The organism is Prevotella melaninogenica ATCC 25845 (assembly GCF_000144405.1).
Taxonomy (GTDB): Bacteria; Bacteroidota; Bacteroidia; order Bacteroidales; family Bacteroidaceae; genus Prevotella; species Prevotella melaninogenica.
In genome coordinates this window covers 1,734,593-1,746,680 of the sequence record NC_014370.1, presented here as the reverse complement: position 1 = coordinate 1,746,680, position 12,088 = coordinate 1,734,593, and the positions used below count along the sequence as shown (strand labels likewise).

The 12,088-nt window shown below is 39.4% G+C and carries 9 protein-coding genes; 7 read left to right on the top strand and 2 right to left on the bottom strand.

The features are described 5' to 3' along the window. Nucleotides 1–438: 438 nt before the first annotated feature. The 6 genes from HMPREF0659_RS06940 to HMPREF0659_RS06915 all read left to right on the top strand — a co-directional run bounded on the left by HMPREF0659_RS06940 (nt 439) and on the right by HMPREF0659_RS06915 (nt 7,523). Nucleotides 439–2,145 carry a sigma-70 family RNA polymerase sigma factor gene (locus HMPREF0659_RS06940; protein ID WP_044045937.1) on the top strand — a complete coding sequence of 569 codons (1,707 nt, stop codon included), beginning with the start codon at nt 439–441 and terminating at the stop codon, nt 2,143–2,145. A gap of 221 nt (nt 2,146–2,366) precedes the next feature. Next, complete coding sequence (locus HMPREF0659_RS12895; protein ID WP_227985694.1) at nt 2,367–2,687, top strand: hypothetical protein; 321 nt, start codon at nt 2,367–2,369, stop codon at nt 2,685–2,687. 189 nt (nt 2,688–2,876) lie between these two features. Further along, complete coding sequence (locus HMPREF0659_RS06930; protein ID WP_013264934.1) at nt 2,877–3,665, top strand: class I SAM-dependent methyltransferase; 789 nt, start codon at nt 2,877–2,879, stop codon at nt 3,663–3,665. A gap of 494 nt (nt 3,666–4,159) precedes the next feature. Then, a complete protein-coding gene (locus HMPREF0659_RS06925; protein ID WP_044045935.1) occupies nt 4,160–4,795 on the top strand; it encodes a hypothetical protein in 636 nt (211 codons plus the stop codon). Nucleotides 4,796–5,028: 233 nt separating this feature from the next. Then, nucleotides 5,029–5,778, top strand: coding sequence for a LemA family protein (locus HMPREF0659_RS06920; protein WP_013264589.1), 750 nt, complete (start codon nt 5,029–5,031; stop codon nt 5,776–5,778). Between the two features lie 14 nt (nt 5,779–5,792). Beyond that, nucleotides 5,793–7,523, top strand: coding sequence for an MAG1210 family protein (locus tag HMPREF0659_RS06915; RefSeq protein ID WP_013263824.1), 1,731 nt, complete (start codon nt 5,793–5,795; stop codon nt 7,521–7,523). Between the two features lie 162 nt (nt 7,524–7,685). Here HMPREF0659_RS06915 and HMPREF0659_RS06910 read toward each other — a convergent pair whose 3' ends face one another. Both HMPREF0659_RS06910 and upp read right to left on the bottom strand, forming a co-directional pair. Beyond that, entirely contained in the window at nt 7,686–8,990 is a 1,305-nt protein-coding gene (locus HMPREF0659_RS06910; protein ID WP_081439546.1) for a S41 family peptidase, read from the bottom strand. A 145-nt stretch (nt 8,991–9,135) separates the two neighbouring features. Continuing rightward, nucleotides 9,136–9,795, bottom strand: coding sequence for a uracil phosphoribosyltransferase (gene upp, locus HMPREF0659_RS06905; RefSeq protein ID WP_009013109.1), 660 nt, complete (start codon nt 9,793–9,795; stop codon nt 9,136–9,138). A gap of 280 nt (nt 9,796–10,075) precedes the next feature. Here upp and pckA point away from each other — a divergent pair, with 280 nt between their 5' ends. Continuing rightward, nucleotides 10,076–11,689 carry a phosphoenolpyruvate carboxykinase (ATP) gene (gene pckA / locus HMPREF0659_RS06900; protein ID WP_013263924.1) on the top strand — a complete coding sequence of 538 codons (1,614 nt, stop codon included), beginning with the start codon at nt 10,076–10,078 and terminating at the stop codon, nt 11,687–11,689. The last annotated feature ends 399 nt before the right edge of the window (nt 11,690–12,088 follow it).

Genomic DNA, 12,088 nt, shown 5'->3' with positions numbered 1-12,088 from the left:
CACACTGAGGAAAGGACTAAGACGGTGCAAGAGAAAGTTTTGTAGCGTAGTTAGTAATAGAAATATTCAGTTACTATAAAAAAAATACTGGTAATCTTCCCATAAAAACATACTGTTTGCTATTATATTCTTACCTTTGTAAGGTGATATTCTGAAATCGAATGTAATGATAAATCTAAACTAAAAAATACTTCAAAGAAATTAGAAATATGAGAAAGATACGTTATTTTCGCTTGTTGTAGGTGTTGCGATACGGCATGAAGTGTTTTCTATAAATCAAGGTGGCAACTATCTCTTTTGGATAACGAAACAGCTATTAAAAAGAGGTTTTAGTCATATCTTTTAAATATTTTTCTAAGTTTCTCAAAAAAAGTTCCTAAATCCGTGCAGTCTTTTAAGCAAAACATGCTCCTTTTAATAAAAAGGTATGGTATATCTATGAAAATAGATGTTAATATAGACGCATGTAAACAGGGAGAACGTAAGGCTCTCGGAAATTTATATAAGGCATATTCCGACAGATTAAAGAGAATATGCCTGCACTATGTGGAAGATGAAAGTACGGCAGAAGATATTTTGCACGATGCTTTTATCATCATTTTTACCTCTATTAATTCGCTGAAGGACAACTCAAAATTGGAAGGATGGATGATAACGATTGTGAGAAACCTTTCGTTGAGATTCCTACAAAGTACAGAAAAAAGTAATATTCTTTTATCCAGTCTGGGGAAAGATTTGTTGAGCGAAGAAGACGATAAAGAAAAGAATATAGAGCTGGAGTTGTTGCTGTCAGTGATAGAATTGTTACCAGAGGGGAACCGAGAAATATTCAAACTCTCAGTGTTGGACGGTCTTTCACATAAGGAAATAGGGGATCTGCTTGGTATCAATCCACATAGTTCTTCTTCGCAGTTGGCTCGGGCAAAGAAAATGCTGCGTGTCATATTGATTAAGTATTGGATGCTGTTCTTGCTTCCCATCCTGATACCTGTCTATATCTATTTCGTAACGAGGGACAAGTTCGTTGACACATCTGATAATAGATCAACGGCTTTAGATACTCATCATAACTTTCCAAAACGAGTTCAACAAAATAGAGCTGCTTCTCAAAAGAATGGGCAGCCAAGGTATTCTATACCTTCAAGTGCTACTGAAAATGATAGGCGTGTTTTGGCAGAAAAGACTCTTTCTACTGAAGATATTTTATCACGAATAATAACAGATAGTATAGAAACCAGACAGCAAATTGTATCATTTCATGAGGACTCCTTGCAGAAATATCTTGCTAAAATTAGAGTAAGTATAGACGACTCAGTGCTTCACATTCCACAAATTTCGGAAGATAAAATGTTGGCATCGAATGAAAGTATGAGGGTTGATGTAAATCATAAGAAGAAATATACGTGGAAAATTAACTTTGGTTATTCCTCAAATACATCGGGTAATACAATATCTAACTTCAATTATCTGTCAGTTATCGATTATGCAAATGGTGGTGCAGCTGCTAAAATTTATTCCTGGAGAGATTATATCGACTATCTTGACCGCAATCGTATGCTGATGGATTCAATAGAGAATGCAAGGCTACGCCAACAGGCTGTCAACCAGTTTATCTCTGCCGACCAAAGCGTAGCGGAAAAAGTACATCATTATCGTCCTCAAACCTATAGCCTGTCACTCAACAAACAGTTGAGTCCGCAATGGATTTTTGGTACAGGATTAATCTACACAAGATTGAAGTCTGAATTTGAGAATCCTTTCAATGATGCAAAATTGAAAAGAACGCAAAAAATAGATTATATAGGTATACCATTGCACATGACCTATCAAGTGTGGAATAAAGGGAAGCTGAATACTTATGTCACAGGAGGAGTAACTTTTGAAATGCCAGTTCACAGTTCTCTTACCAAAGAGTTTGTTATCACGTCGGATTCCTCGTTCACCATGAGGGGGACTATCCACCCGCGTTATCAATGGTCCGTGAATGCCGGCTTGGGAGTACAATACCAGATTTTCAAACCTTTCAGTTTTTATCTGGAGCCTGGGCTTTCCTACTACTTTAAAAATGGAAGTGGTATTCAAACATACAGAACTGAACATCCGTTTATGTTCAGCATACCTTTTGGGTTAAGATTAACATGGTAATCATCAAATAAATATAGTATATGAGTCACTTGAATTTAACAAAAAGTCTATTGGCATTTAGCCTGCTGGGTACCATAACAGCGTGTTCATCAGAAAGCACTGTTATCGGAAATGTCAAAGTATCAAATGTCGTTACCTCTGATTGCAAGACGTCCGTATCCAAGAAAGATACTCGCCCCGAGTATCTTACGGATTTTTACAGTACAAAAACGACATTGAGTATGCTTATGGGAAATGACAATACGGTTACAGCTCAGTTTCTTGACGTGATGGATAATTGTACAATTGGTCAATTGAACGTGGATATTACTTGTGTAGAAAACAAAATCATAATCATTCTCTACCCAGACCGTGACATGCTCACTGATTGTGTCTGCCTGTATGATGTGAACTTCAAAATCAGAGATTTATTTCCCGGAAATTATCAGTTAGAAATATTTCAGACAACCACGAACAAGCAGACGAACTCATCCAACAGAATCTATCATGGTACGGTGACTTTGGATTCCAATAAGATAGTGAGGCTGGCCATGACCCGTTAAGGGAGCCTCAGAGATAATAAAACTAAGACGGTGCGTATATGATTACGCACCGTCTTTTGTATAGATAAGTCTATCGTATTCCAAAAATATTTTGGAAAAATGAGCAGTCATTTGCATGGATTGGTATCTTTTATTTTGACGGACATGCAGAGCCGTTTCAGATTGTTTAACCAATTAACAGATACATCAATGCAAGCAAGACACTTGGATAGGAAAACATATTTTGAGGATTCTGCCATCACTTCTTCCCTTTTCTACCTGCCATACATCAGGAAGTTTCATCCGATAACCTCATGCAGCAAAATATTGGAAATTGGGTGTGGCGAGGGAGGAAATCTGAAACCTTTTGCAAATATTGGCTGCCAAGTCTTTGGTGTAGACATGGCACAGATACGAATAGAGCAGGCACGTCAATTCTTTTCAGAAGAAAAATTGAAAGGTCATTTTGAAAGTGGCGACTTCCTTGAATATCCGACTCCAAGTGAAGATGATAAGTTCGATATAGCAATCTTGCATGATGTTATTGAACATGTGCCCAACAAAATTGCATTCTTAAGCCATATTCGCAAGTTTCTAAAAGAAGATGGCATCTTGTTTGTGGCTTTTCCTGCATGGCAGATGCCTTTTGGTGGACATCAGCAAATATCTCGCAATAAGACATGGTCTAAAGTCCCGTACTTCCATCTCCTTCCGAATCCGCTGTATCGCTTTATCCTGAATAGGCTGGCAGGAGAAGAAGAGTCGATGGTAAGTGAACTTATATCGATAAAGAAGACCAAATGTCCGATTGAACGATTTGAGAAAGTAGTTAAGGCGACAGGTTTATCTGTATGCAATCGTCAGCTATGGCTTATCAATCCTCACTATCAGCAGAAATTCGGATTACGGCCTCGAAAACTTTGTCGGGGCATTTCCTATATTCCCTTTTTCAGGAATTTCTGTTCTACTTCTTGTTTTTATTTGTTGAAACTTGGATAGTTTTTCTAAAAAACGTTTACCTGAGAATTAAAGATGTAGGTGTCTATTCAAAATATGGAACTTGGGCTGGTATATATCAGGTCAAGTGTCATATAGTATTGTCAATATTCCATCTTCATCTTATCTTTTTCTCTATATATTCCTTTATAATTGAGTTTCCTGTCATTCCTGTCATTCATTATGATGACTTAACTTGTTAAATTACAGTAGGGTTATGCAAAGTGTTAAAAGTGACAGCAAACAGAAATTAAAATTATTCTTGTAGAAATGAGTAGTAGTGTGTCTTCTTACTTTAGTCAGAAATATTACATCATTCTCTTAACTATCCAACGAACTAAGCGTGTTAGTTGTTCGTCCCAAAAGATAGTATTTCAGCGGGCTTGATAGTTATTTAAACCACTTTTTTGCTGTCTGTCCCTATTATTTGGAGGCAATCAAAAGCTTTGATACATTTGCGACAGAAATCATTGTTTCACTTTTTAAAATCAAAGCGTATGAAAACTTTAGTTTCTAAAATCGTCGTTATCGTTGCCCTTATGTGCGCAACCAGTATGAATGCACAGAACAACAATCAGTTCGATGCACAGTTAAAAACCACTTTAAGTAATGTCAAGGCAAACGTACCTACATCTATTGTAAAGGTAATGAATGACTTGAAGCGTATGGAAACTCAGTATCCTGATGCTTGGCTCCCCACCTATTATCGTGTGTTCTATGCCCTTCAGTATGCTGCTCGAGACCCACAGAGCGATTATTCTTCTTTATTCTTAGACGCAGTGAAGGATGATGTCGAGGCGCTACAAACAAAGAATGACGTTGACCGTTCAGAGCTGTTTACATTGAAGGGGTTCTATTACACGGCCCTTATCACACAGAATCCTGTTGAGAATGGTAAACTTTATTACCGCGATGCAATCAGTTGTTACAAGTCAGCTATTGGCATTAATCCATCAAACCCTCGTCCTCGTATTCTTCTTTACATGTTCTTTGATAATATGAGTAAGCAGATAGGACAGCCAAGTATGAATAGTCCAAAGGATTTAGAGACTATCAAAGAGCTGTTTAGCAAGGAAAAGCAGAATGGTCTACAGCCAGCATGGGGACGTAATCTGATAGACTTTTGCAAGTAAAAGTAATGTCCTGAAAAACTTAATGTATAAAGATGTGGGGCGTATTAGGCATACGCCCCTATCTTTGTGAGGTCCTTTATCATACAAAGAAATTATGCTAATAGATACTATAAATCGTCATCAAGTCTTCATAAAACAGAAGATAAAGAGTATAGATTTGCTCTCTTTAAGAAAAAAATGTATCTTTGAAGCCTAAAAACAGATATTATTGAAAACAAAGAACGATTTAAGCTATGGCAAATTCATTAGACGAAGTGACAGGACCAGTTAATGATGCTGGCCGTGATGTACATGTAATAGACAAGCAACTTCCTGTTGAAGTTGGTTTTGGTTCAACCCTTTTCCAGATTGCTTTGTGGGTAGTTGGTCCGGTATTGGTATTGTTGTTTGTGCTGTTATTGGGTAGTACGATGACAAATCCATTGCTTGTAGGTGTTGTAGGCTGTTTGGTGGGAATCCTTCCAGGTGTTATCTTTATCTTTATGAAGATATCAGCTCGCAATTATTTCCAGAAGTTAGAACAGCGTATTCAGGCTGAGGCATCTAATATAGACAACTATTTGGAACAGCGAGTGCAGATTCTGCAGAACGTAGTTGGATTGGTAGAACGTGCTATCGACCTTGATAAAGACGTGATGAAGGCTGTTGCAGCTCTTCGTAGTGGTGGTGTGAACGAGGGTAACAGAAGTGATGTGAATGCACAAGTAAATACAGCCTTCGGTCGACTCTTTCCACAGGTTGAGGCTTATCCAGAGTTGAAAGCACACAATGCCATTGCTGATGCGATGCAGCAGAATAACTACTTGCAGCGTGAGATTACGGCAGCTCGTACTGTTTATAACAGTCGTGTGACACAATGGAATACTGATATCTTCTCTTGGCCAACAAAGATGATTGTTGCAGCTCAGCAGGGTTATACAACTCGCATACCATTTACTGCAACAGCAGAAACACGAGAGGCAGCGAGAGGTAAGTTCTTCTAATACTACAGAAGTAAATGATAGAGGATATATATGATCCACTAAACGAATACATCAGCACCTTTAAGGAAAAGTTCAAGCAGGTGGCTGATGAAACCTTTAATGCACTTGCTGACGAGGCACAGGTTGATGTTGAGGGTAATCGTGAGACGTGTCGACAAATCTATGCAGGTGAGAAGCAACTCACGGATGTGTCTGGTCGTATCACGATGTGGACTATCCTATGCGTTATTCTGTGGATAGCTGTGGTGGCAGGTGGTGCTGTTGTATATGTGAAATGGAATGAGTTTCCAATGGAGCATCTCTTGATGATAGGTGGAGGGGCGGTCTTACTGCTTGTCTTTCTATTACTCAAGGTACATCCAAAATTGAAGTCCTTACGTACTCAGCACAATGAATTAGATAATAAGGTGAAAACTTTGAAGGAACAGGCATGGAATCAGATGGCTGCTCTGAATAGGCTTTACGACTGGGATGTCTTTACGCGTATGATGTCGAAGACTGTACCCAGACTGGAGTTCGACCCTTATTTTACGACACAACGACTGGCAGACCTTCGTAAAACATACGGATGGAACGACTCTTTTAATACCGAGCGTTCTGTGCTTTATTCCCATTCTGGACTTATTAATGGTAATCCTTTCGTCATCTGTCGAACACGAAAGATGGAGATGGGAGAGAAGACTTATCACGGTCAGAAAACTATTTTCTGGACAACAACAGAGACGGGTCCTGATGGAAAGCCACGTACTGTGTCTCACTCAGAAACCTTACATGCCAGTGTAACAGCGCCTTATCCTAATTATTTTGAGCGTACAAGGCTTATCTATGGTAATACAGCAGCACCCGACTTGACCTTCTATCGTAAGCCAAGTGGGCTGGCTGGAAAAGAAGGTTCGTTACGTTATAAGTGGGATCGGTTTATGTTGAGACGTAAAGCACGCAACCTTGAGAGTGGCGACTTTGCGATGTTGACGAATGAAGAGTTTGAGGTTGCGTTCAATACAAGTAATCGTAATAACAATCAGCAATATGCTTTACTCTTCACACCATTGGCACAACAGAGTATGATGGCATTGTTGATGGACGAGAAAGAGGGCTATGGTGATGACTTTGATTTCGATAAGCATTATATGATAAATACTATCATGCCAGAGCATCTACAAGTGTTAGACCTCGATATGAACCCTGCTCAGTATCGCAGTTTTGACTTTGAGAAGGCTAAGAAAGACTTTTACGAAATCAATGAGAAATACTTCCGTGCTATCTACTTTAGTTTTGCACCCTTGTTGTGTGTACCGATGTATCAGCAGATACGACCACAGAAGGATATCTACGGACATGATATGGAACAGAAGAGTTCGTTCTGGGAGCATGAAGCATTGGCTAACTTTTGGGGACAGGAGAATTTCCAACATCCTGATTGTGTAACTCCTTGTATTATGAAGACTTCTTCTGCGGCACAGGGGGATGGCAGTACGCTGATTAACGTGACAGCTTATGGCTTCCGTTCAGAACGTCGTATGTCTTATATTAGTAAGTATGGTGGTGACGGTTCATGGCATGATGTACCCGTGGAGTGGTATGAGTTCTTACCCGTTGAGGGCAATGGTCGTATTATGATGCAAGAGGATAATCTTCAAAATGATACTGATATGAGTCAGAAACAGCGTATGAGCCATATCAGTGATGTCTTACAGAAATCGCACTTAGATGTTTATAGAAGGCATATTGCCTCTAAGATATAACGATGAAGGAAATGAATAAAAAAACAAAGGACGATAAAAGCATCTCACTTTTATCGTCCTTTGTTTATGTAAGGGGAGTCTTGAGTAGAAGTGAAGCGCTTGCCTTAGATTCGATAATATATTCGAGAACAAGCATACACATAAACTTTCTAATGCTGACTGCTATTTTTGAAGCAGTTGAAGAGCATAAGACAATTGAGTATCTTTCCCTGATAAGAAGTCATTAACTTTCATTGATACCAAATAATTCGGGCTTATTCCTTTCCCTTCTAATGGGAAACCCTTAGGAGAGGTACCTGACGAATGTCCTACAGGAAGTCGATAGAATATTCCGTGTGATGTCTTAAAAAGACAAATAATACCGCCTGTATCACCAGCTGAAGATGTACCAACCAACACGGCATCACCACTTTCTTTCATTGTAATGAGAAAAGTCTCAGCTGAAGAACAAGAATAATGCCCCATCAAGATGATTACTTTTCCCTTATAGCTGTTAGTAGAAGGAGATATTGTAGACCCATTCCAAATACGTCGTTTACCTTTTATTAAGTTCTGCGCAATATTATCTCCTATCCAACTGTTACCTCCACCATTCTGACGCACATCAACTATCAAGTATGGGAGTTTGCTTAGATGCTTCAAAGCTTTGGTGAATTCAGTGTCAGCATTATCTTGCATGCTTTTCACGTTAATATATCCAACCCTTGAAGAAACCTTTCTCCAAGTTACGTTTTGTTCCTCTGCCTTTGTGGGAACAGACTTAGATTGCAGATGAATGGTGATAGTTATTGGTTTTCCATGGCGAATAATGCCAAGTGTCTTTATAGGACTTGTATAACTACAGAGTATAGTCAAAGCTGATAGTAGATAGCGAGTGGCATCTGTCGAAGCTGAGACATATTTGCTATTATGCATCACCCATTTATTTGTAGGTACACCATCAACAGTTACAATCTCGTCTTTATCTTGCAATCCTGCCTTTATAGCAAAGACTGAAGGGTGATTAATAAACACACGATTCCCAATGACTGTGATATTATCCCCTTGTATGAACCAAGGATATAGTATGCTTTCATTATTTGCATGAGTGCATTTCAAGTTGGCAAAGAATTCCATTATAAGTAATGAATAAGCCACTTTCGATTGCATGGTGTCAATTCGTTGAAGGCATGTGGTGTGAATCGAATCAAGGTTGATGTGTTTCTTAGTAATATATGGGTATTTCTTTTTGATCTGTTCGAATATCTCTTCGAAATCACTTCGGAAGTCTTTTGGATTAACAGGTATCTTGTCTGCTGTGAATTGTTGAACCTCATCCCAGTCTGCATGCCCATGCGTTGGATACCATCTATTTAGAGCAAACACTGCAAATATAGATACTATTAATCCAAAGGTAACAATCATCAATACAACAGACTTCTTCATAATGCACTTATGTAAAAGTAATGTAATACTAAATCGGTTCATAAGAGAGAAAGCTTTGATTGGTCATAGACTTCCTTTTGAAGCTAAAATATGAGTTGTAAGTGCTTCATACGTTAGACGAAAGGATTTATGAAAATCAGCTTCTATATATCTCTAATGAACCGATTTGAAGATTCATAGAGTATCTTTATAACTTCTCACCATAGCACAAGTCACCAGCATCACCGAAGCCAGGAACAATGTACTTATGCTCGTTCAGTCCTTCGTCAATTGCTGCACACCAGATGGTGGTAGAGTCTTCAGGGAAAGTTTTGCGGATATGTGCGATACCTTCTGGTGTAGCCAAAAGACAAGCAACATGCACATGACGAGGAGTTCCTTTTGAAAGGATAGCCTTGTAGCCTAACTCCATAGAACCACCAGTAGCCAACATTGGGTCAGCGATGATAAGTGTCTTACCATTGATGTCTGGTGTAGCAAGATATTCAACGTGAATACCTACCTCATGATGTTCAGCATCCGTATATTCTCGATAAGCACTAACGAAGGCATTACCAGCATGGTCGAATATGTTAAGGAAACCGTTATGGAAAGGCAATCCAGCACGGAAAATAGTAGCCAAAACAATCTTGTCAGTTGGTACATTAACCTGAGCCGTGCCTAATGGAGTAACAACATCCTTTGGTTCGTAGTTCAGTGTTTTAGAAATTTCAAAAGCTTCGAACTCTCCGATACGCATAACATTGTTGCGGAAGAGCAAACGATTCTTTTGATAATCCTTATCACGGATTTCTGCTAAATACTGATTGATAATAGAGTTCTGCTCTGAAAAATTAATGATGTCCATTTTAAGTCTTAGGTGTTATAGATAAGCAAGTTAGCAACTTGCTCTGCAAAATTTCGGCAAAATTAAGAAATAAATCTGAGGTTTTGCAAAGTCTGATTTGCAAATATGGCCATGCTTCTTGTTTTTTTAATTTCTTTAACCTTCTAAGCAAATACTTTGAAACTTTTTCTTCGGTATTTTTTGTGTGAATTTAATAAATATATTACCTTTGCGGTGTCTTAATAAATAGGACATAAAAACAGTGAACAAATCAATTTTCAACTAAATACATTTATAAGAAATGGCAAAGTTTGATAAGAGCGTACTTGAGAAGTACGGTATTACAGGTACAACAGAAGTACTTTACAATCCTTCTTACGAAGTATTGTTCAATGAAGAAACAAAAGAGAGTCTTCAAGGCTATGAAAGAGGTCAGGAGACTGAGCTTGGTGCAGTAAACGTAATGACTGGTATCTACACTGGTCGTTCTCCTAAGGATAAGTTCATCGTTGATGATGAGAACTCTCACGATACAGTATGGTGGGATTCTGAGGAATACCATAACGACAACCACCGTGCTTCTAAGGAGGCTTGGACAGCTGTTAAGGACATCGCTAAGAAGGAGCTTTCTAACAAGCGTCTTTTCGTAGTTGATGGTTTCTGTGGTACTCACAAGGATACACGTATGAAGATTCGTTTCATCGTTGAGGTTGCTTGGCAGGCTCACTTTGTAACAAACATGTTCATCCGTCCAAAGTCAGAGGCAGACTTCGAGCAGGAGCCAGACTTCATCGTTTACAACGCTTCTAAGGCTAAGGTTGAGAACTGGAAGGAGCTCGGTCTTCATTCAGAGACTTGCGTTATGTTCAACGTAACAACTAAGGAGCAGGTAATCGTTAACACATGGTATGGTGGTGAGATGAAGAAGGGTATGTTCTCTATGATGAACTACTTCTTGCCATTGAAGGGTATGGCTTCTATGCACTGCTCTGCTAACACTGACATGAACGGTGAGAACACAGCTATCTTCTTCGGTCTTTCTGGTACAGGTAAGACTACTCTTTCTACCGATCCAAAGCGTAAGCTCATTGGTGATGACGAGCACGGATGGGATGACAAGGGTATCTTCAACTACGAGGGTGGTTGCTATGCTAAGGTTATCAACCTTGACAAGGAGTCTGAGCCAGACATCTATGGCGCTATCACACGTGACGCTCTCCTCGAGAACGTAACAGTTGACGAGAATGGTAAGATTGACTTTGCTGATAAGAGCGTAACTGAGAACACTCGTGTTTCTTACCCAATCTACCACATTAAGAACATCCAGCGTCCTGAGTCTCAGGGTCCAGCTGCTAAGCAGGTTATCTTCCTTTCAGCTGATGCATTCGGTGTATTGCCTCCAGTATCTATCTTGACTCCAGAGCAGACTAAGTACTACTTCCTCTCTGGTTTCACAGCTAAGTTGGCTGGTACAGAGCGTGGTATCACTGAGCCTACTCCAACATTCTCTGCTTGCTTCGGTCAGGCATTCTTGGAGCTCCACCCAACAAAGTATGCTGAGGAGTTGGTTAAGAAGATGCAGCAGAGTGGTGCTAAGGCTTACTTGGTTAACACTGGTTGGAATGGTACAGGCAAGCGTATCTCTATCCGCGACACTCGTGGTATCATCGACGCTATCTTGAACCACTCAATCGACGCTGCTCCAACAAAGCAGATTCCTTTCTTCGACTTCACTGTTCCTACAAAGCTCGAAGGTGTTGCAACTGAGATCCTCGATCCACGTGACACTTACGCTGATGCAGCTCAGTGGGAAGAGAAGGCTAAGGACCTCGCAGCTCGTTTCATCAAGAACTTCAAGAAGTACGAGACAAACGAGGCTGGTAAGGCTCTCGTAGCAGCTGGTCCACAGCTCTAATCCTTTCGGAATACTTCTGAATAGATATAATGACTCCCATCCGTAGCAATACGGATGGGAGTTTTTGTTTGTCCTTCTGTAATAGAGTACAGTAAGACCGCTAATAGTAAGTAGAAATATTACATACTATTACAAGCGTAGTTTTAATTTTGTTTTGCTGTCACTTTTAACACTTCGTGTAATACTACTGAATCTTAACGAGTTAAGTGGATGTTTTGAATGATAGGAGTGACAGCAAAGTTTGTTTTGGTAAGATTATGTTCTGTCTCTTATGATTTAATTATTCATATAGAGAATCCCTGTTAGGATTTTTTTGTTCTTCCAAAATGTTGAGTGATATGTTAAAGCACTTATATAATAACGCACACGGAGATACAGAGGAGACGGAGCTAAACACCA

Coding starts and splice junctions, on each gene's coding strand:
- HMPREF0659_RS06940 (WP_044045937.1), top strand. CDS start 439: ATGAAAATAGATGTTAATATAGACGCATGTAAACAGGGAGAACGTAAG.
- HMPREF0659_RS06920 (WP_013264589.1), top strand. CDS start 5,029: ATGGCAAATTCATTAGACGAAGTGACAGGACCAGTTAATGATGCTGGC.
- HMPREF0659_RS12895 (WP_227985694.1), top strand. CDS start 2,367: ATGCTTATGGGAAATGACAATACGGTTACAGCTCAGTTTCTTGACGTG.
- HMPREF0659_RS06930 (WP_013264934.1), top strand. CDS start 2,877: ATGCAAGCAAGACACTTGGATAGGAAAACATATTTTGAGGATTCTGCC.
- HMPREF0659_RS06925 (WP_044045935.1), top strand. CDS start 4,160: ATGAAAACTTTAGTTTCTAAAATCGTCGTTATCGTTGCCCTTATGTGC.
- pckA (WP_013263924.1), top strand. CDS start 10,076: ATGGCAAAGTTTGATAAGAGCGTACTTGAGAAGTACGGTATTACAGGT.
- upp (WP_009013109.1), bottom strand. CDS start 9,795: ATGGACATCATTAATTTTTCAGAGCAGAACTCTATTATCAATCAGTAT.
- HMPREF0659_RS06910 (WP_081439546.1), bottom strand. CDS start 8,990: ATGAACCGATTTAGTATTACATTACTTTTACATAAGTGCATTATGAAG.
- HMPREF0659_RS06915 (WP_013263824.1), top strand. CDS start 5,793: ATGATAGAGGATATATATGATCCACTAAACGAATACATCAGCACCTTT.